Origin of the sequence: Paraglaciecola sp., from assembly GCF_039964565.1 — a bacterium.
In the GTDB taxonomy this organism is placed as follows: Bacteria; Pseudomonadota; Gammaproteobacteria; order Enterobacterales; family Alteromonadaceae; genus Paraglaciecola.
In genome coordinates this window covers 92,295-113,588 of the sequence record NZ_JBDVXF010000032.1, presented here as the reverse complement: position 1 = coordinate 113,588, position 21,294 = coordinate 92,295, and the positions used below count along the sequence as shown (strand labels likewise).

Annotated in this window: 18 protein-coding genes; 11 read left to right on the top strand and 7 right to left on the bottom strand. The window is 41.5% G+C overall.

All coding sequences use genetic code 11. From position 1 onward, the window contains the following. Positions 1-9 precede the first annotated feature (9 nt). From aceF to ABJK37_RS15265, 5 genes are all read left to right on the top strand, one after another. A complete protein-coding gene (gene aceF, locus ABJK37_RS15285; protein WP_348355693.1) occupies positions 10-1,689 on the top strand; it encodes a dihydrolipoyllysine-residue acetyltransferase in 1,680 nt (559 codons plus the stop codon). A gap of 120 nt (positions 1,690-1,809) precedes the next feature. Further along, a complete protein-coding gene (lpdA, locus tag ABJK37_RS15280; protein ID WP_348355690.1) occupies positions 1,810-3,231 on the top strand; it encodes a dihydrolipoyl dehydrogenase in 1,422 nt (473 codons plus the stop codon). A 177-nt stretch (positions 3,232-3,408) separates the two neighbouring features. Next, entirely contained in the window at positions 3,409-5,481 is a 2,073-nt protein-coding gene (locus tag ABJK37_RS15275; RefSeq protein ID WP_348355688.1) for a M13-type metalloendopeptidase, read from the top strand. Between the two features lie 127 nt (positions 5,482-5,608). Then, positions 5,609-5,878, top strand: a complete 270-nt coding sequence (locus tag ABJK37_RS15270) for a DUF1289 domain-containing protein (RefSeq protein WP_348355685.1) — start codon at positions 5,609-5,611, stop codon at positions 5,876-5,878. A 24-nt stretch (positions 5,879-5,902) separates the two neighbouring features. Next, a complete protein-coding gene (locus tag ABJK37_RS15265) occupies positions 5,903-6,688 on the top strand; it encodes an SDR family NAD(P)-dependent oxidoreductase (protein ID WP_348355682.1) in 786 nt (261 codons plus the stop codon). Here the strand turns inward: ABJK37_RS15265 and ABJK37_RS15260 are convergent. From ABJK37_RS15260 to ABJK37_RS15250, 3 genes are all read right to left on the bottom strand, one after another. After that, positions 6,685-7,590, bottom strand: a complete 906-nt coding sequence (locus tag ABJK37_RS15260; protein WP_348355678.1) for an alpha/beta hydrolase — start codon at positions 7,588-7,590, stop codon at positions 6,685-6,687. The genes ABJK37_RS15265 and ABJK37_RS15260 overlap by 4 nt on opposite strands. A gap of 127 nt (positions 7,591-7,717) precedes the next feature. Further along, positions 7,718-8,530, bottom strand: coding sequence for a hypothetical protein (locus tag ABJK37_RS15255; RefSeq protein WP_348355675.1), 813 nt, complete (start codon positions 8,528-8,530; stop codon positions 7,718-7,720). 24 nt (positions 8,531-8,554) lie between these two features. Next, positions 8,555-10,003: a wax ester/triacylglycerol synthase family O-acyltransferase gene (locus tag ABJK37_RS15250; protein WP_348355672.1), complete on the bottom strand. Its 1,449-nt coding sequence runs from the start codon at positions 10,001-10,003 to the stop codon at positions 8,555-8,557. A gap of 164 nt (positions 10,004-10,167) precedes the next feature. Between ABJK37_RS15250 and ABJK37_RS15245 the strand changes: the two genes are divergently transcribed. The 3 genes from ABJK37_RS15245 to ABJK37_RS15235 all read left to right on the top strand — a co-directional run bounded on the left by ABJK37_RS15245 (position 10,168) and on the right by ABJK37_RS15235 (position 12,744). Then, entirely contained in the window at positions 10,168-11,019 is an 852-nt protein-coding gene (locus ABJK37_RS15245; protein WP_348355669.1) for an HDOD domain-containing protein, read from the top strand. A 174-nt stretch (positions 11,020-11,193) separates the two neighbouring features. Then, positions 11,194-11,913, top strand: coding sequence for a DUF481 domain-containing protein (locus ABJK37_RS15240; RefSeq protein ID WP_348355666.1), 720 nt, complete (start codon positions 11,194-11,196; stop codon positions 11,911-11,913). A gap of 102 nt (positions 11,914-12,015) precedes the next feature. Beyond that, a complete protein-coding gene (locus tag ABJK37_RS15235) occupies positions 12,016-12,744 on the top strand; it encodes a DUF481 domain-containing protein (protein WP_348355663.1) in 729 nt (242 codons plus the stop codon). A gap of 53 nt (positions 12,745-12,797) precedes the next feature. On the opposite strand, the gene ABJK37_RS15230 is transcribed toward ABJK37_RS15235, so the two are convergent. Continuing rightward, the gene (locus ABJK37_RS15230) at positions 12,798-13,763 is read right to left on the bottom strand and encodes a DJ-1/PfpI family protein (protein ID WP_348355660.1); all 966 of its coding nucleotides are present in this window, start codon (positions 13,761-13,763) and stop codon (positions 12,798-12,800) included. 134 nt (positions 13,764-13,897) lie between these two features. On the opposite strand from ABJK37_RS15230, the gene ABJK37_RS15225 reads away from it, so the two are divergent. From ABJK37_RS15225 to ABJK37_RS15215, 3 genes are read left to right on the top strand one after another with little or no spacing between them, the layout of a single operon-like run. Next, on the top strand, positions 13,898-14,542 hold the full coding sequence (locus tag ABJK37_RS15225) for a DJ-1/PfpI family protein (protein WP_348355657.1): 645 nt from the start codon (positions 13,898-13,900) through the stop codon (positions 14,540-14,542). After that, on the top strand, positions 14,529-14,750 hold the full coding sequence (locus ABJK37_RS15220) for a DUF1272 domain-containing protein (RefSeq protein WP_348355654.1): 222 nt from the start codon (positions 14,529-14,531) through the stop codon (positions 14,748-14,750). The genes ABJK37_RS15225 and ABJK37_RS15220 overlap by 14 nt, the downstream gene beginning before the upstream one ends. Further along, positions 14,750-15,061 carry a cupin domain-containing protein gene (locus ABJK37_RS15215; protein WP_348355651.1) on the top strand — a complete coding sequence of 104 codons (312 nt, stop codon included), beginning with the start codon at positions 14,750-14,752 and terminating at the stop codon, positions 15,059-15,061. The genes ABJK37_RS15220 and ABJK37_RS15215 overlap by 1 nt, the downstream gene beginning before the upstream one ends. Before the next feature lie 19 nt (positions 15,062-15,080). On the opposite strand, the gene ABJK37_RS15210 is transcribed toward ABJK37_RS15215, so the two are convergent. The 3 genes from ABJK37_RS15210 to ABJK37_RS15200 all read right to left on the bottom strand — a co-directional run bounded on the left by ABJK37_RS15210 (position 15,081) and on the right by ABJK37_RS15200 (position 20,994). Continuing rightward, positions 15,081-16,286 (bottom strand): hypothetical protein, encoded by a 1,206-nt coding sequence (locus tag ABJK37_RS15210; RefSeq protein WP_348356095.1) that lies wholly within the window; start codon positions 16,284-16,286, stop codon positions 15,081-15,083. Positions 16,287-16,320: 34 nt separating this feature from the next. Beyond that, complete coding sequence (locus ABJK37_RS15205; protein ID WP_348355648.1) at positions 16,321-16,965, bottom strand: methylamine utilization protein; 645 nt, start codon at positions 16,963-16,965, stop codon at positions 16,321-16,323. Between the two features lie 231 nt (positions 16,966-17,196). Beyond that, entirely contained in the window at positions 17,197-20,994 is a 3,798-nt protein-coding gene (locus ABJK37_RS15200) for a FimV/HubP family polar landmark protein (protein WP_348355645.1), read from the bottom strand. Between the last annotated feature and the right edge of the window lie 300 nt (positions 20,995-21,294).

Genomic DNA, 21,294 nt, shown 5'->3' with positions numbered 1-21,294 from the left:
GTCTTATATATGTCTGATATTCAAAAAATTCTAGTCCCTGATGTAGGTGGCGAAGAAGTTGAAATAATAGAAATTTGTTTCGCCGTTGGCGACACGCTAGAAGCTGATGATGGCATTGTCACAGTTGAATCCGATAAAGCCTCTATGGACATTCCTGCCCCATTTGCAGGAGAATTAGCGAGTTTGTCGATAAAAGTGGGTGACAAGATCAAAGAAGGTGATGTCATTGGTGAGATTAAACCTTCCGGCACCGCTACACCTGAAAATGCAGAAGAAAGCACTGATGCAGCAGCGCCTGCGCAGCAATTAACACCTGAAGCAGCCAGTTCACCAGAGCCAGAAGCAGAACCTGCCCCAGCCACCACACCCGCCGCAGCTTCTTCAAGCGAACTTATCGAAGTAGCTGTGCCTGATATAGGCGAAGACGGCGAAGTAGACGTCATTGACGTATTGGTTTCGGTCGGCGACGTAATTGAGCAAGAAGACGGTTTAATCACCTTAGAAACCGATAAAGCGACTATGGATGTACCTTCTACCCATGCCGGTACTGTCAAAGAAGTATTTATTTCGTCTGGCGATAAGGTCAAACAAGGTACGCTGGTAATTAAACTTGAAACTGTGGGTAGCGCACCAACGGCCAATCAAGCTGAACCTGCTTCTGCTCCTGCAGCCGAAAAACCTGCAGTGGCGGCTGCACCAGCTCCAGCAAAACCCGCTCCGTCTCCAGCTCCAGCATCCGCACCCGCAACTCAAACAACTGGAGGTAAAGCACACGCTTCACCGTCTGTTCGCAGAATAGCCAGAGAGTTCGGTGTAGACTTAAGCCAAGTAGCCGGTACAGGGCCCAAGAAGCGTATTCTAAAAGAAGACGTGCAGGCATATGTCAAAGCAGAACTAGCGAAACCACGTTCGTCAGGTGGTAATGCTATCGTTGCCGATAATGTTCTTCAAATCGCTACTGTTAAACCCATTGATCATGCCAAGTTTGGTGAGATTGAAGTTTTACCGTTAACTCGCATTCAGAAAATATCTGGACCTTTCTTACACCGTAACTGGGCCACTATCCCTCATGTTACTCAATTTGACGAAGCTGATATTACTGATGTTGAAAACTTTAGAAAAGAACAAAACGCTTACCATGGGAAAATCAAATCGGGATTGAAAATCACTCCTTTGGTTTTTATTATGAAAGCAGTAGCCAAAGCCTTAGAAAAATTCCCAGCGTTTAATTCATCACTGTCTGATGATGGTGAGAGTTTAATTCTTAAGAAATTCATTAATATCGGTATTGCAGTAGAAACACCAGGTGGTTTGGTGGTTCCAGTGATTAAAGATGTTAACAAAAAAGGCATTGAACAACTTTCACGAGAATTGATTGAAACCTCTGTCAAAGCCCGCGAAGGCAAATTAAAAGCAACCGATATGCAAGGCGGCACATTTACCATTTCAAGCTTAGGTGGTATTGGTGGAACTGCCTTTACCCCCATTGTTAATGCGCCTGAAGTTGCTATATTAGGGGTATCTAAATCAGATATGAAACCTAAATGGAATGGTAAAGAGTTTGAACCACGTTTGATGGTACCTTTAAGTTTGTCCTACGATCATCGAGTCATTGACGGTGCAGTAGGTGCTCGCTTCTCAACTGAAGTTGCTGCAAACTTAACTGATTTACGTAGAATAATACTTTAGAAAGCAATAGGTGGCAGTTTCTGCTACCTGTTATCAAGCCAATTAGGCTGAATTTATACACAACATGTTACCTGCACAGCTGGCTAAACATGTTGTTCAAAAACAGAATTTGAGGATCATATGAGCGAAATTAAGACTCAATTAGTAGTATTAGGTGCAGGCCCAGGAGGCTATTCAGCCGCTTTTCGTGCTGCTGATTTAGGCATAGAAACGATTTTAGTAGACGTCAACGATGTGTTAGGTGGTGTGTGCTTGAATGTTGGTTGTATTCCTTCTAAAGCTTTATTACACGTTGCTAAAGTAATAGATGATGCTAAAGAAATGGCTGGCCATGGTGTAACCTTTGGCGAACCAACAATCGATTTAGATAAAGTACGTAGTTGGAAAGATAGCGTTGTAAGTAAACTTACCGGTGGTTTGTCTGGCATGGCTAAAATGCGCAAAGTGAAACATGTGCAAGGCTACGGTAAATTTACTGGCGGCAATACCTTAGAAGTAGAAGGTAAAGATGGAAAAACCACTATTACTTTCGATAACGCTATTATCGCAGCGGGTTCTGAACCAGTTAACTTGCCTTTCATCCCACAAGACGATCCTCGTGTGATTGACTCAACCGGAGCCCTTGAACTGGCCGATGTACCTGAGAAAATGTTGGTATTAGGCGGCGGTATTATTGGTCTTGAAATGGGTACTGTGTATCGCTCTTTAGGTACTGAAATTGACGTAGTGGAATTTCTTGATCAATTGGTACCTGCTGCTGATAAAGACGTCGTTAAAATCTACCAAAAATACGTTAAAAACAAATTTAACGTCATGCTTGAAACAAAAGTTACCGGTGTTGAAGCGAAAAAAGATGGCTTGTATGTATCTTTTGAAGGCAAACAAGCGCCAGCTGAAGCAGTCAAATACGACAAAGTATTGGTTGCAGTAGGCCGTCGTCCTAACGGTAGTTTGGTTGATGCCGAAAAAGCCGGTGTAAAAGTAGATGAGCGTGGCTTTATCAATGTTGACAAACAGATGCGTACCAACGTTTCTAACATTTTTGCGATTGGTGATTTAGTGGGGCAACCTATGCTTGCGCATAAAGCAGTTCACGAAGGTCACGTGGCAGCTGAAGTCATATCGGGCATGAAACACTTCTTCGATCCTAAATGTATTCCTTCAGTTGCCTACACCGATCCAGAAATGGCTTGGGTTGGCCTCACTGAAAAAGAAGCGAAAGAGCAAGGAATCAAATATGAGTCTGCAACTTTCCCTTGGGCTGCTTCAGGTCGAGCCATTGCTTCGGCACGTACAGAAGGTATGACTAAGTTAATTTTCGACAAAGATTCACACCGCGTAATTGGTGGCGCTATTGTTGGTATTAACGCCGGTGAAATGTTAGGTGAAATTGGTTTAGCCATCGAAATGGGTGCTGATGCAGAAGACATCGCGTTAACCATTCATGCTCACCCTACCCTAAATGAATCTATAGGTTTAGCCGCTGAAATGTATGAAGGCAGCATTACAGATTTGCCGAACCCTAAGGCCAAGAAAAAGTAACACTTTCTTTATTCTTAGTAAGAAGGGCCTTTTGGCCCTTTTTTATTGCCTGATTGAAACAATTACTCACACTTAACTCCTTGCAGTTTTTGCAGTTAATTCACGCTACCAGTAAACTCTCCTTTTTTATAAAAACAACACGAGAGCAAAATATATTGCTCCACAAAAGGTAGGCAGATGAAGAGAATCAGTAAAAAAATCAATATTGTAGCGTTAAGTGTAAGTCTTGCTTTGGGTTTGAGTGCATGTACTCCCGCAAATGACACAGAAACAACTGTGGCTGCAGTTACCGAAGCACCTAAAGTATCTGGTATCGATTTAAGCGCAGTCGATCAAAATGTACGTGCTCAAGACGACTTTTTTCAATATGTAAACGGTGCATGGTTATCACAAACCGAAATCCCTGCAGAAAAATCAAGTTACGGATTATTTAATGTTTTATACGACGACACCCAAGAAAATTTGAAAACGTTGATCCAAGAATCAGCTAACACTCACGCAGAAAAAGGGTCAAACACTCAAAAACTAGGTGACATGTATAACAGCTACATGAACGTCGAACTAGCGAATCAAAAAGGGTTGACTCCAATGCAACCTTTTTTAGATAAGATCAACAATGCAGCAGACATGCAGCAGCTTTCTAAAGTGTTCGGAGAGTTATTAGTCATAGGAGTAGGTGGAGCATTTAACTTCTATACATCTCCCGATGCTAAAAATCCTGATGTTATCACTATGTATCTTTATCAAAGTGGTTTAACCCTTCCCGATAGAGATTATTACAGCAAAGAAGAACAAAAATTTGTTAACTTCCGCGCAGCCACAGAAAAATACATGGCTGATATTTTAACTAAAGTTGGACACAAATCCGCTACCGATGCCGCTACTAAAATTATGGCGTTGGAAAAAGATATTGCTGGCAAACATTTATCTCGAGTTGAGAGCAGAGATGCCGAGAAAAATTACAACAAAAAAAGCGCCGCAGAAGTTGCAGCCATACTTGGTAACTTTGATTGGCAAGCTTACGCAGACGCCAGTGGCGTAGGTGAAGTCGATAATATGGTAGTGCGTAATATGCCCTATTTCGAAAAAATTGCAGGTATTTTTGCGGCCCACGACTTACAAACTTGGAAGGATTATTTAACCTTTAACCTAGTTGATAGTTACGCTTCTCGTCTTAGCCAAGATATGGTCGACCTACATTTTGCATTCCACTCAACAACTTTAAACGGTATTCCAGAGCAACGTCCACGTTGGAAACGCGCTGTAGCAGCAACGAGTGGTGTATTAGGTGAAGTATTAGGACAACAATATGTTGAACGACACTTTACCCCTGAAGCGAAAGCCAAAATGGATGCCTTGGTTAAAAACCTAACAAAAGCCTATGGCGATAGTATTAAACAACTGGAATGGATGACGGCCGCCACTAAAACTGCCGCGTTAGAAAAGTTAGCCGCTTTTACACCGAAAATTGGCTACCCAGATAAGTGGCGTGATTATTCAAACTTAGAAATCAAAGCCGATGAACTAGTCGGCAATTATATTCGATATTCTACGTTTGACCATTTTGAAGATACTAACAAGATTGGTAAACCAGTAGACAAAGCCGACTGGGGGATGACACCTCAAACCATCAACGCATATTATTCACCAGTTAGAAACGAAATAGTATTTCCAGCTGGAATTTTGCAAGCCCCTTTCTTTGATATGAATGCCGACGACGCAGTAAATTACGGCGCAATTGGCGCGGTAATTGGACATGAAATTGGTCACGGATTTGACGACCAAGGGTCAAAATATGATGGCCAAGGCAACCTGCGCAGTTGGTGGACAGACCAAGACAGAGCAGCCTTTGATGTATTGGGCAAAAAGCTAGTAGCCCAGTTTAATGAATTTGAACCTTTAGAAGGACAACACGTCAACGGTGAATTGACCTTAGGAGAAAACATTGGTGATTTAGCGGGTGTGACCATAGGTTACAAAGCCTATCAAATGTCACTCGAAGGCAAGGCAGCACCGGTTATAGATGGGCTAACTGGAAATCAGCGATTCTTTATGGGGTATGCGCAAGTATGGCGTAGCAAATCTCGTGAAGACGCGTTGCGAGCTAGATTACTTAGTGACCCGCACTCACCTGGAGAATTCCGAGTAAATGGCATTGTCGGCAATGTCGATGCTTTTTATCAAGCATTTGACGTAAAAGAAGGTGATGCAATGTATCTTAAACCCGAGGATAGAGTACAAATCTGGTAGCGTTTTTTTAATACTGAAGGCCGCATATTAGCGGCCTTTTTATTGTCTACTGTCAAAGTGTCTGCTCAGTTTTCACGCAACATGTTATTATTAGCATGAATTAATAAATGTAGCTTTGAGGCAATCATTGAAGCAGATTGAAATCTTTGAAATTACCAGCCCTTGTATTGGTGTGTGTCAATCAGGGCCTAAAGGATTTTGCGTTGGTTGCTTTCGCTCCAGAGATGAAAGAGTGCATTGGATAAAACTAGAACAAGATGTACAGAGCAAAATAATCAAAGCCTGTGCAGCGCGTAAAAGACGGGCGAAAGCAGCGTTGAATAAAAAGCAAAATCAAACCGATGAATCGTCACAACTTGGCTTTATTGACGACTTATTCGACCCAAAACAACAATAACACTCACTATTTACGAGGTTTTCAATGGCCAAACTTAATACCGCACTCATCACTGGCGCATCAGAAGGCATAGGTCGCAGCTTTGCAGAAATATATGCAAAAAATGGCCATGACTTAGTACTAGTGGCTCGTAATCAAGCCAAACTTGAAGAGTTTGCGCAACATCTGCAAGCCAAATATTTGATAAACGTTGAGGTTTTCCCAGCAGACTTGATCCCAATCGATGCGGCGCAAAAGTTATTTACCACAATGACTCTAAAAGGAATTGAAATCGATATATTGGTGAATAATGCGGGCATGATGCAAGTAGAAAAATTAAGCCTCAGCGACTCACAACAACTCAACAACCTACTGCAGTTAAATATCCAAAGCCTCGTAAACATGACACAGCAGTTTGTCAAACCCATGCTAGCTCGAGGACAAGGAAAAATTGTCAACGTTGGCTCCATTGCGAGCTTCATGCCTACACCTAATTTTGCAGCTTATGGTGCCAGTAAAGCATTCGTATTGTCTTTCACAGAAGGTATTGCAGAGGAGTTTCGTGGCACAGGAGTGACTGTCACTTGCGTTTGCCCAGGTATGACAGAAACCAAAATGCTTAATCATGCCGATGGTTTGGAAAAATTTATCCCCAAATTCCTAAAAGCCGATCCTATGGTGCTTGCTGCACAAGCGTACAAGGCTAGCATGAAAGGAGATGTCATATTTTTGGATAAAATAACCAACAAGTTATTAGTACAGTGGGCCACCCACTATCCAAAATGGTTGGTTCGTGGCGTAAATGGTTTATTTGCCCGCTTTAAGAGTTAACTGGCTTTGATGTGAACAAGTATCTCGTTGGTAATATCATCATAAAGTTGACTAGGGATGGTGTGCCCCATCCCCGAAAAAATCTTAATTTTGGCATTCGGTATGGCCTTTGCGGTAGCTACACCACATGCGACAGGAACTAAGGGATCATCCGCTCCATGTAAGACTAAGCTTGGTATGCTTAAAGAGCCAAGTGATTGAGTTCTGTCGGGAGAATCCAAAATGGCGGCTAATTGCCGTGTATTTCCCTTTGGGTTAAAACCTCTTTGTAGTGCTCGATTAATCAAAGACACGACTTTTTGTTGATCAAAAGGATAATGTTCACCGTGTATCAATCTCCATACTTGAATTCCATAGGCGACGGCTTTGCTGCTGTCTTTAGGGGGTGATTTAAGCATTTTGATACTAAAGGCTGCTGAAGGCTTAGGTAGTTTCCTATTGCCAGTAGTAGACATGATTGAAGTTAAACTTTTAACTCTTTGCGGATGATTAATTGCAAGTTCTTGGGCAATCATGCCTCCCATCGATGCACCTATAACATGGGCACTGTGTATCTCTAAAGCGTCTAACAACCCCAGCGTATCTTTCATCATATCAGACAACAAATAAGCGGCACCTAGCGGGCGTTTAAATACCGCATTCGTTAACAAGGCGAGACTTGAAGGTGCAGGCAATGAGTCAAGCCAAGTACTTTTACCTATGTCACGGTTATCAAATCTAATAACCCAATAACCTTGGGAAGCAAGCAATTCACAAAATTGTTCATCCCAATAAATCATTTGGGTGGCTAACCCCATAATCAACACAATAGCAGGATGATTTTTATCTCCAAAACTATCGTAGTTTATTTGGATTTGGTTAGCTGAAACCGTTTGTTCAGGATGATAATTGATCGAACTCAAGAGTATTGACTCACAAAAATTAAGCAGGCCTTAGCTTGCCTGAAAATTCAGTTTTTACAAGTTTGTCCTTTTTACATCAGCAACACCCTATTCGATAATTTGCAACAAACTCCCAAGTTGCTGCAATTCACACACCGTGGCTAAGTTGCTCACCTTGTTGCCCGGAGGAGACCTCTTGGTCAGCTTGGTTATGATATGGTTGCCATGTAGATTCTGCCTGCGCCAATCTATTGGCAATTATCCAGACTGCTTGTGGGTTGTGACCTAAACCAGAGTGACTACCTCTGACCTGTATATTTTCTGCCTGATGATGCGCTTCAATGTGGTGATTAATACAGGACTGCCAATGTACTACACCATCACTTTTAGAATACAACGCGGAATTTGGCACGGGAGGAGGTGTTTGCATATGCTGTACTATTTCAGGGTTAGTTTTTGAAACATTACCATTTATCATTTCAAACAGCCCTGCAACAGCAGGAGATGAACCTTGCGCCCCATTAAACGGACTACCTAAAGTAATCACTTGTCGCACACAATCAGGGATAATACGAGCAAGTTCCCTAGCTAAAATCCCCCCTAAGCTCCAACCCACTATACTCACTTTGGCGTCATGAATGACCGATAATTCAATTACCCGATTGATCAGTTTATCACTTAGTACTTGTTCGCCACCTACTATATGTGTCCCCAAATTGCGTCCAAGCTCCCAACCATAGCTTTGATATCCTTTTCTTTTTAAAAACGAGCGGATGGGTTTGGTAGACAGATCACTGGCTAAAAAACCGGGGATCACTAACACTGGATGACCATCGCCGTTGGGCGCCCTTTTCAGGAAGGGTAGCGTAATCCCAAAGGCACTAAGCTCAAATAATGACCGACCTTCGCTAAACATATGGAATAAAGAAGGTCTTGGAATATTAGGTAATACATGTTTCATCACAAATCCTATAAAACGTTGAGATTATTCTTCTTGCATAAGCGCATCAAGCGCTGCTCGACCCGCGAGTTTTTCTTGTACTGCCAACTCTAACTCATTAGCACTTTCACGAATGTAACGAGTAAACAACTCTAAATCAGGCATTAAATTGGCTGAACTTGTGGGACTAATAGTCAAGGTACCGTTATAGCTGCAAATTGGCATTATTAAACCCATACCATCAAAAATAGGCGCGGTTCCCATATTCACAATGAGTTTATGCCCCGCTAGATAAATGGGAATTTGTGGCCCCGGCACATTAGTGATCACCACGTTAAATAGTGGACTATGGTGCTTCGCTATCGCAGCCCTAGAATAGAACCTTGCCGCTACTCCAGCTAATCCAAAAGGAATGAGTTCGGCATATCCCATTAAACTTTTAGCATCAATGGCATCTTGGTAAAGTTTACCCACCATAGTATTGATTTGAATTTTTTCGAGACGTTTGCAAGGGTCTTCAACATCGGTAGCGAGTTGCACATACATCGCAGACACTTGATTCCCCATCGCATTTTTTTCTTCTGCAGTACGAGTGGATACTGGCACCATTGCAACAAGGGGCTTATCGGGTAATTCGCCTTTTTCTAATAAATATCGTCTAAGCGCACCACCGCAGATGGCGAGAATCACGTCGTTTAATGTTGCCCCTTCTACCACTTTTCGAAGTGCCTTTACGCGATTGATATCCAGTATTGCTGAGTCCCAAGTGCGTTCCATTTCCACCAAATTGTTAAATCTGGTTTTCGGGGCATTAAACGGCATAGTGGGCATTTTTATGCCTTGAGCACGGGTCATATAACCAGCTTTTAAAGTCGCCTTACCGGTATCCCACAAGAGACCTGGCAGCTTAGTTGGGCGGGAAATAAAGTTATAGGCACTTTTGGCCATTAATCCAACTGGACCGGGAATGGGTTGCTTTTGTTTGATAACAGCAGGCTTAGGAGGAGCGGGAGTATCTGAAACGTCAAATAACATCGACATTAAATCGGCCCCAGACTTGCCATCGAACCCCGAATGATGAACTTTAGTAATTAAGGCTACCGAACCTTTGGGAACTTGCGGGATATTGTCCACACCTTCAACAAAGATAAACTCCCATAAAGGACGCTCTCGATTTAACTGCTGAGAAAACAGCCTCGATGCCAAATAGCGTAATTCTTTCCAACCACCAGGTCGAGGCAACGCAGTTCGGTGCAGGTGCATATTGATATCAAAATCTGGATCTTCTATCCAGTAAGGTCTATCTAAACTAAGGGGGACTGTAACCAATTTTTGCGTTAACTTTTCGACTGTATGCACGCGGTCACTCACAAATTGTCGAAAGTCATCAAACTTAAGTGAACCTTCTAAAATGGCGACCCCACCTATATGCATAGGGATCTTTGGTGATTCTAGATATAAAAATGATGCGTCTATTCCAGAAAGCTCTTCCATAGAGATACAGCCCAAAATGTTAACTACTTGTTAAAACACCCTATCTAATTATCAATAAAAATCAACCTATTTTCTGTATACTAGTGATTACGAATAAAAAGACTCTCTCTTTTCAAATCACGAATGTTTATACTAGGCTAATACAAACTCCCAAATAATGAACTATGTCATCAATTAACCTTTTAGAAATCACTAGAGTAGCCGGACAATCCTTTGCATTGCCCGATATTTGTGTGCGTATTCGCTCCATGTTAGATGACGAGCAATCTGACCTTGAAGATATAGGTCGGCTCATTGCGTTAGACCCGTCGTTATCATCAAAACTATTGAAGTTAGCCAACAGCCCATTGTTTCGATTTGAATCTCAAATAGATTCATTAGCCAAAGCCATAAACATTATTGGAGGCGAAGCCTTATATAATCTGATTATGGCAGAAACAGCAAGCTCTGCATTTGAACATTTCAGTAGCGATGTGATTGATTTAAAAAGATTCTGGTTACAGAGTATTTACGCTGCCTTGGTCGCAAAACATCTTGCGAAGATGGTAAAGATTCGCGGCAGTGAACGATTTTTTTTATTAGGTTTGCTACACAATTTGGGCGAGTTGTTAGTCGCAGTACAAGCGCCAAACCTGGCAATAGACTGCTGTAAATATGACAAAAAGACCTCACCTTGGAAATTACAACGCCAAGTATTAGGTTTTGACTACGCAAATTGTAGCGCAAAACTTATGGAGTATTGGCGTTTACCTAGCCAGTTATATATTCCAGTAATGGATTTACATGACGAAAATAGTGCGCTTCAAAACAAAGATATCGCAATCATTTACACAGCTGTGCGAGCGAGCGTAGCCATGACTCATGACAATTTATATTCTGCAAGCCAATTAATTACGCCTCTCGTTTTGAAGTACTTAAAACTAGAGCAAGAAGATCTGAATGACGCGGTTAAATTTGCATCAATGGAAGCAGAGGGGGTTTTAGGAGTTATGAACCCACCACTTAAGTTAATTTAACGTAGAAATACCTGATTTTCATAGATTTTGCGCCTTTATCTATGCACAATTACCGTGAATTTATATATAATTCCCCCAAATTATTTAGACTAATAGTATGTTTACACTATGAAGTGGCTCCCTCTCCTTTTTGTTTTATTAACAGCTAACAATTGTTTCGCTGGGCAAAACATCATGCACTCACTTTATTTAGCGGATAGACCCGCATTGGATGATGATGAGTTATCGATGATTGGTGAGTTTGGTTTTTTGGTAGCAAGTGGCAATACTAATGCCTCGACCACCACAGCTAAGATAAATACCAGTCAAGAGTTAACATCTTGGAGTTATCAAATTATTGGTAGCGCTTTGTATAAACAAAGCCAGCAAGAAATAGAGGGAGAAGAAAAAGACTTGGCATCTGCCCAAAGATTATTCTTGTCGGGACAATTCGATCACAAACTAACCCAGCCTGATGATAGGCTTTTTATCTATTGTGAATATGAAAACAATAGATTTAGTGGTTTTCGTTATCAAGCTGCATTGGCTGCAGGATGGACCTCAAGACTGTGGCACGATAAACAAAGTGAGTTTAAATACAGTGTAGGACCCGGTTATGCCATTTCCGAAGTTGAAAAAAACAATACTGAAGACGATACCAAAGGACTAATTGTTAGGGCAGCCATGGAATTCAAACAGAAATTTTCTGCAAACGCTACGTTTCGGCAATTTATTAGTACCGAAGCTGACCAAGAATTTTACAAAACTAAATCTGAAACATCATTGTCAACAAAGTTGACAGGCGCATTAGCGATGAAGCTAAGTTTAATATTGAACCATGACACGAGTGTCGGTCCCGATATTGAAGAATTGGACACTGAAGCCGCTGTTACTCTGGTCTACCAGTTTTTTTAATTGTCTGGTACGACTAAAGTAGGGTACTTCTGGGGTTTAGCTTCTGTCAAAATACCCCTATCTATACAAATTGAATTAAATATACATACAAAGGATATACGAATGAAAAAATCTCTAATTTTACTTGGGCTATGTGCAGCTGGAAATGCGTTTGCAGCTGACGAAGTAAAGCCATTTACTATGGACGGTGAATTTGGGTACATCGCAACGACAGGTAATACAGAAACCACTTCGGTGAAAGGTAAGTTATCAGCTCATCAAGAATTAACCCAGTGGAGCAATGACTATACCCTAGAAGCGCTTTATAAGAGAGATGAAGTGGGTGATAGCCCTGTAGACGAGACAACTGCACAAAAGTACTTTTTATCCGCACAGGGTAATTACAAATTAGAAAACCCAGATCATCGCTTATTTGGTTTTGCTTCCTACGAAGACGACAGATTTAGCAGCTATAATTACCAAGCAACGTTGGCCGCTGGTTGGTCACAAAAGATGTGGGAAGACGATACCAGTAAATTTAGTTACAGTATTGGTCCTGGTTATTCTTTCTCAGAAACCACCGAAGGCGTAGAACAAAATGGCATGATCGTCAGGGCTGCGTTGGACTACAACTGGAAGATTTCTGATACTGCCAACTTTAAGCAATTGCTAAGTACTGAAGTAGGTAGCGATAATACTAAATCTAAATCAGAAACCTCTGTATCCGCCCAAATAAGTGGTGGTTTATCGCTTAAACTCTCTTTTTTGATGGATCATAACTCTGATGTTGATGGAGATACTGACAAGTTAGATACACAAACTGCTGTTACTTTGGTTTATAGTTTCTTCTAAAAATATTCTTCCTTATATCAGGCCTATTTCAATAGGCCTGATATATCACTCAGTTATTCACTTTTTGCATGTAGACGTTTGAACAAAGCTGGCGATATTCCGTACTTAGCTTCAAAAGCTTTAGTAAACCCCAATACAGACGTATAACCCACACGCGCGCTAACTGACTTAATTACGCCTCCTGCTTCCAATAAATGTTTGGCTCTAAATAACCGTCTGTTTTCTAAAAATTTCGAAGGTGTACATCCCACTTCATCAGTAAACTTCCGATAAAAAGTACGCTCTGACATAGCCGACTGCTCAGCCATATCTTGTACTTTTAGTGGTCGATGCAAATTACAATCTAACCACACTACAATGTCTTTAAAAACGTGCTGATTCTGTGCTGCTAATAATTCACTGAACTGCGATTGATGACCAGGTCGATGCGCATACACAACTAACCAACTCGCCACTTCCTGCATGACTTTACTGTTATGATCTTTCCCTAACATAGCGAGTGCCATATCTATACCGGTAGTAACACCCGCGGACGTCCATATATTTCGATCTTCACAATACAATGCATCTTGCTGAACATTCACTTTAGGGTAGTCTCGAGACAATTGCGCTAGGTCAGCCCAATGGGTTGTGGCTTTTCTTTCTTCCAGTAAACCACTTTCCGCCAATACCAGCGCACCAGAACAAATCGAACCAAGCCGCTCGGCTCTGGATGCATTGAAAGTTAACCAAGCTCGCAGAGTAAGATTTTTGGAAATCAAAGTGATAGCGTCATTATCACCACCCACAACTAAAATGGTATCGAATTGACTGACATTGAACTCTTCAAGCTTTTGACTACTTATTTCAATACCAGTGCGAGAACGCACTACTCCGCCAGTAACGGACAAAGTGTGAATTGAATAACTTGGCTGCGCTAAGAATTTTTGGGCGGCATGAAACACCGATGACGGCCCGGAAAGGTCCAGCAATTCAAACTGGTCAAAAATAACGAACAGTATACGGCGCGTAACAAACATGGCAGAAAACTATACTTTTATGTCATTTTCGTCAACAAATTTCTAGATTAGTATTCTAATTAAGCGATTGAAAGGTTGACTGAAGTCACAAACTCACAGTTCTGGCTAGCTACGTTTCCAAAGGGATCAAACAAATGTTAAATAAAAAATCACCAATTAATATAGGTATTTACCTATATGAAAACGCTGAAGTATTGGATTTCTCAGGGCCATTTGAAGTCTTTTCGACCGCAAACCGATTGAGTCATATTGAACAGCAATTTAACGTATTTTTAATCGCAGAGGACGATTCCCATGTGCTAGCGAGAGGGGGCTTTTGTGTTTCTCCAAAATATAATATTCGTAATCACCCGCCACTAGAATTACTCATCGTTTCTGGAGGTGTTCACGAGGCAGAAATGCAAAAAGTACACGTTATCGATTGGCTGCAACAACAAGCGCTCAATGTGTCTATTACGGCTTCTGTGTGTACTGGGGCATTTTTACTAGCCCAAGCAGGCATATTGAAGGGCTGCAAAGCGACAACCCATTGGAGAGACATACAACAATTTAAGCAGATGTTTACAACTATCCCAATAGTTGAAAATGTAAGCTGGGTAGAGAACCACAGAGTTATCACCTCTGCCGGCATTTCTGCTGGCATCGATATGAGTCTGCATTTACTCAGCAAGCTAAGTAACCAACAGCTCGCATTATCTACTGCTAAACAAATGGAGTTCCAGTGGAACAATACTGGGTTTTCAAACCAAGCTTTGGAACAACAACATGTTGCAACTTAGACCAAACTGTGAGACTTGCAACTGCGACTTAGCCGTTGATTCAACGGCTTATATTTGTACCTTTGAGTGTACTTATTGTGAAGACTGCACTACCCATTTACATCATCATTGTTGTCCAAATTGCCGAGGAAACTTAGAAAAAAGACCGGTTCGCCCAAAACAACTCTTAACTCAATATCCTCCCTCTACTAAAAGGATCATGAAATAATGCAATTTATTCGAGCCAAAGACTTCACAGCCGACAGGCCATGGGGTGCCATGGACATTGCTTGTATGCAAGGCATAACAACTCGTCTACATTGGACAAATCAAGCATATCAATGGCATATCAATGAAAAAGATGAAGTGTTTGTGGTGTTGCACGGAAAGGTCACCATGCATTACGAACAGGAAAATAAACAATTATCACGATTACTTGAAATTGGTGATATTTTTTACGTGCCTTCAGGCTGCAAACATTATGCTGATCCGATCGGTGAAGCAAGAGTTTTAGTGGTTGAAAAGCAAGGTAGCGTTTGACCAAACGATAATGTAGCTATCACCAACGATATTGAAGTACCGCCAGACTTTGCTGTTGATCGACTTGAATATTTTCTCCTAGGGTGGCTCTGATATCGGCACTATTTTCATTTAAGTGCTGCTCTAGACCTATTTGCCAGTTTTTATTTAAGTCGTAGCGCCACGCTAAGGTAAAACCATGGCCGTCACTATTATTTTGATCCCACTCAAAAACATCATCTTCGCGCACCTTAAATTTATCAAAACGTAGGCTAACCCTATGGTTTTTATATTTATGGCTGAGCATCATGTACCAAGCATCAAAATCGATATATACAAAACGCGTTCCCATAACAGAACTACCTGACAACCATTGTGCAAGAATACGGGTACGGCCGTCGAATTTGTGCTGCAGTGCAAGGGAGTGAAAATTGGTGCGCCATGCGTACAACCTTTCGTCACTCACCGCCAATGGATCGCCCTGATTATCGTAATAGTAATAACGTAGCGTTGACTGCTTGTAATAATCAATATGAGCACCTAGGTAAAAGCCGATATTACCGTCTAGCTCATGGTAGGGCTCAACATAGTTAGGATGAAAGATTCGGTCTTCAGCGATGACACTAGGATAAGCAGCAAAAGGAATGCGGTCATTATTTAAGCTTTGCCTGTCATGCATAGCAAAACCACGCCAACTGATTATTGTGCCCAACGGATCATTTGCTTTGAACAACGAGCCATGCAATTCAAACGAAATTGGACTATTTCGACTGCGTCCCGGGCTATACAAGGTTAGTTCTAGACCCGGAGTACGGAGTTCTTCGCCAATCCAACTATTGACCGCTGATTGGGTATAAGTGAAAGGTGACAACCAACCTGTATCAACATTTTCCAAAGATAGCTTAGGGTAAAAAAAACCGACTCGGCCACGCCACCTGAGTTTCGAGCGACTCAAGGGTTTATAACTGATCTGGGCTTGGGAAATACCTAAGTTTTGTTCCCCTAACTGATAATAATTAGCGACAAGGTTGTAACTCAAACCATTAGAAAAACTATCCGATAACTCGACGAACGCTTGCTGAACGTTTACGCCATCTTTGGAGTAAGCGAGGATCCCTGTTCCTTCGTCAAGCCAAGAAGCGTGGTCGCTCGCTTTGACATAATTCAGTTGTATTAGTCCCGAAATATCAACGGCAAAACTTTTAACGCTGAAGACAAGCAAGCTTACAATCGCCCACTTAAGCATCATACAGTAACTTGCCAATTGGTATCTTAGCGCATTATTCATATTCGGAGAATTCACCAGAAATTTCTTCATACTGGTTTACGTCAGGCAAAAGTGGTGAAAATAGCACTATCTCTACATCAGATTCAACGGGCAGTGACACTGACCTAGACAAGACACTAAGATCATCTTGAATTCTAGGATGCCAAATATCTAATTGATACTCCCCTTCTGGTACTTCCAGAGTCAGTTTTCCATCAATATCCGTTTTACCGAAGTAAGGGGTGTCCACAACAAAAATATAGCCCAACATCCAATCATGAATATTACACCCCAATTCTACTGCACCAGTATTTGAGAAAAGCAAAGGGTCGGCTTGCAGCTCTTTATACAACTGCAGCTCAAAAGTCTTAGGTTGCGAAAATGAGTAAACGTGATGTTTGATTGAATCAGAGTTAGGAAAGCGCACTTGTGTATCTTTTTGAATCGCCAATATATGCGGTGAAAATTGTGTATTCACCTGATCCATTATTTCTATTTTAGTAGAGACGGCACTAACCTCAGATACCTTTGGCGTGAGATAAACCACAACGTTGCCCACTCGTTGCCTTTCTTGTGTCAGTACGTTGACAGAGATTTGATTGGATTGCACAAAAAAAGAAACTGAGAATAAGGTGAACACTAAAATTAACTTTAACATAGATGCCTATATTCGAATGTAATCTGCTGCTTAAATAAACGCAGTGCTTAATATGTTATGACATAACTGAATGTCAGACTACCACATAAAAATCAATGGAATGCGCAGTGACTCAAAATTCGTTTTAATTAATGACTCGTAAACTTCATAGACAGAGCAACGAGTCAAAATCATTCATTAATTTTCGGTTAGTTGCTTTTTAACTATGTAGCTCAACTTAAAAGTCACTTTCTAATCCAATTTATCTATGACTTTTCTTGCTGCGGCAACCTGCTCTGGGCTGCCTTTTTGCAACACCTCTTCGAGTAACTCTTTAGCTGACTCTTCTTCTCCGATCTCTATATAGGCATGGGCCAAGTCTAATTTCGCGCCTAAACCATCGTCAGCATCAACGTCGATCATTTCCAAATTATCGAACTCGTTTACAAAGGGCTCGAGAGGAATATCTAAGTCTAATGCTTTGTCGACTTCATCTTCTGATTCAGCATCAACACTTTCATTTAATAATGCTTCCACATCTAAAAAATCTTCAGAATCGGCTTGAATCTCATTATTTTCTTCGTTTTTCGGTGTCTCATCTAATAACGCTTCGATATCGAAACCCGTGTCATCATCTTCAATCGCTGATAACTCTTCGTCCAGATCAATAGACTCAAGCATTTCATCAAAGCTTGATTCTTCTAGTTCATTCAAAACCTCTTTGTCTTCAGTACCTGTCGCTTGCAGTTCACTAGGAGGCAGAGCATCATCGTCCAACCAATCCCCTAAACCAGGTAAATCATCTAATTCATCACTACTACTTTTCGATGAATCAACGGTAGTGTTTTCAAAATTTTCGTCAAATGCACTATCAAGTTCACTATCATCAAAATCTTCTATTGCATCGTAATTATCTAAGGATGCGGGTTGTTTAGGAACAGGAGCTTGGCTTTGTTCTTTAGAAACGAAGTCATCTGCTGAAAACTCTAGATCGTCAAGAGAACTGATAGAAGCTGACTCGTTTGACGTAAGATCCTCTAAAACCTCGTCCAGTTCTGCTTTTTCAAAATCTTCTAATGCTTTTTCGAGTTGATCTTCGTCTAAAGCAGTGTCATTGCTGCTAGGCGTATTCAACTCTTTATTTAGCAAATCATCGACTGATTCTGTGACTTCATCAACCGGCTCAACTTGGGCAGCTTCTGCCGTTTCCTCTACTGATTCTATATCTGCGGGTTCTTCGACTTCGTCTGCTTCGACCGACTCTGCTGATTCATCATCTGCCTCGACTTCTGCAGACTCTTCCACTTCTTCGATTGTTTCTGCTTCGGTAGATTCTATTACTTCATCAATAGGCTCAACTTGAGCAGCTTCAGCGGCTTCCTCGACTGACTCTATATCTGCGGGTTCTTCGGCTACGTCAGCTTCGACCGACTCTTCTGTTTCATCTACCGGCTCAACTTTTCCAGGTTCTGCTGCGTCTTCTTCTGACTCTAAATCTGCGGGTGCATCGACAACGTCTGCTTCAGTCGGCTCTGCTGTTTCATCACTAGGCTCAACTGCGGCAGATTCAGCAGCATCTTCTTCTGACTCTGCATCCGCGGGGGCATCGACAACGTCTGCTTCAGTCGGCTCTGCTGATTCATCATCTGGCTCGACTTCTACAGACTTTTCCACTTCTTCAATTGTTTCTGTTTCGGTAGACTCTGTTACTTCATCACTAGGCTCAACTGCGGCAGAGTCTGCGGCATCTTCTTCTGACTCTGTATCTACGGGGGCATCGACTACATCTGCTTGTGTCGGCTCTGCTAACTCGTCATTTGGCTCTACTTCTGCAGATTTTTCCACTTCTTCATTTGTTTCTGCTTCATTAGCACTTGTAACTTCATCAACCGGTTCAACGTCGGCAGTTTCTGCGGCCTCTTCTTCTGACTCTATATCTGAGGGTTCTTCAACTGCGGCTGCTTCAGCCGACTCTGCGGTTTCTTCATCTGATGCTATTTTGGCTGGTTCTGTCTGCTCTTCATCTACTGGTGTTACAGTGGAGTCTAGCGACTCTTCTGGCTCTGTTTCGACCGATTCAGCTTCTTCAGAGTCTGTGTTGGCTTGAGGCATATCAACTACAGCATCGGTTAGTTCGCTGTCGTCTTGCGACGATGTCATATCTTCGGATTCTAGCTGTGACTCACTATCAAGTAATTCGTCGACATCAGTATGTACAGTCTCGTTAAGCACTTCAGATATATCGATTTCAACATCATCGTCTGCATCAATTGCATCTGGTGTTACAAAGCTATCAGCCTGTAAGTCGTCATCAATGTCTTCTTCTAAAGCATCATAATTCTGAATATCAAGTTGCGGTTCGTTTGTAGAGTCTGGCAACTCTTCATCTTCATCAGGCATCATCGAACGCATTTGTTCGACTTGTTCTAATTCTTCAAGAAGACTGCCTGTTACACTGTCGAGCTCTTCATTTTGAGAAGCAATCTCATTATCAAGGTTTTGTAAAACCTCTTCATTAATATCACCAGAGTCCTCAAGTAGCTCGGTGGCAACATTTTTGTCTTCAGGCTTCTCAAGTAATTCGTCAATACTAATTTCTGGTTGTTCTTCGTCAACCTCTACTGGCGCCAACAAAGATTCATCTGATGCAGCGTCTTCTTCAAATTCTATGTCATCTACTTCTGACTCGACTTGTTGTTCGTCTTCTTCAACCACTATATCGTCAATATCAGAATCATCGCTGCCATCAGGCACTTTTGCTAACAAGTCATCATTAGAGACGTCATCAGAATCAACCGGAAGCTCTTCATCCAATTCAGATAACAATTCATCATCTTCGTCAAACAAACTGTCTAACTCATCTTGCTCTACAACTTCGGCGCCAACTTCAAACTCTTCTTCATCGAGTAAATTATCGAGGTCGTCATCGCCTAATTCATCAAAAATTTCTGAATCATCAACGAGGGGCTCTTCTATACTGTCGCCAAGCGCATCATCTAAGGATTCTTCAAGCTCTTCAGCTAACACATCGTCGAGTAAGTCGTCGTCACCAAATAAGTTGTCGTTATCGAGATCGTCATTATCATCAGACGACAATTCTTGACTGAGTGCGTCTGACAAGTCATCCATTTCAGCAGTTAGGGGATCTAAAGAAAGGTCGTCGATATCATCTTCTTCAGCAGTAACGGCTACCGATTCTTTACGTTTAATCATCCAATACGCAAAAGCAGCAAGTACCAATAAAACAGGAAGAGTAAACAGTAAAATAAGCATAATTGGATTATTTAGCCAAGACTCTCCTTGTTCAGCCATGAGTGCCGCTTTTTTGGCATCTTCTAGACGAGATTTCTCTAACAACTCCTCGATGCTTTCACCCATCTGCTCCATTTGTAGAGATTTTTGTTGTTCCTGACCGCGCATTTCATCGATGTCGGTATTCACTTTATCGAGTCTTTCAAATAACCTTTTATTCTCATCTAAGATGCTTTGAACGCTACTAATAGACTCGGCAAACTGCTTCCGAATTGCCATAAATTGGCGATTTTGTGCCTCGTCAATAGCACCTAACTTTTGCTCTATTAGCTCTTTGGTTTCATCCAAAGTGGCTGTATTGCTAGTTGATTGATTTTGGCTATTTGTGCTACTTCCATTGGAAGAATTAGATGAGAGGTTTTCTAAGTTCTGAGAATCCAGTTCCGCTTTCTGTCTTGCTTGTTGATTACTAACTCTGGCGATATAACGTTCGGACGGTAACTTTAAAATCGAACCATCTTTTAACAAATTGATATTTTGTTGTTCAAACGCATCAGGATTTAGCTCATAGATCGCCTGCATAACCTGATAAACCGATAATCCACTATTTTGTCTATAACGCTGGGAAATTTGCCATAGGGTATCGGAAGATTCTATTGGTCCATAAGTGGTACCGGAGTATTGATCAGTTGCGTCCTTCGGGCCTTTTATCTGAACTTGTTGAAAATCAGCAGCATAAACAGCAGTAACGAAATTCAGCATAATAAAAAGCTGTAATGCTATCTTTCGCAAATTCATATGTTTCCTTTTCCCCAAAACATCAACTTACCACTATTAACATGGTTGCTCGCAGCAGTGCTAATCTAGAATAATTTCGTTTTAAAAAGTATCTTTTATCGTTATGAACAACTGACTAAGTGATTGCTACTCATGTCATTTTTTTGACCGATACATTCCCAGACTTATATCCTTAGCAATTCGCATTCCAAGTTTGAAAGCTACCACTCGCTATTTATACAACTATAAACTAGAAGGTCGGTTTGATCTAGAATCACAGCTTAGTTTACCCAGATAGTCGTAGCCAACGGCCCGATTATC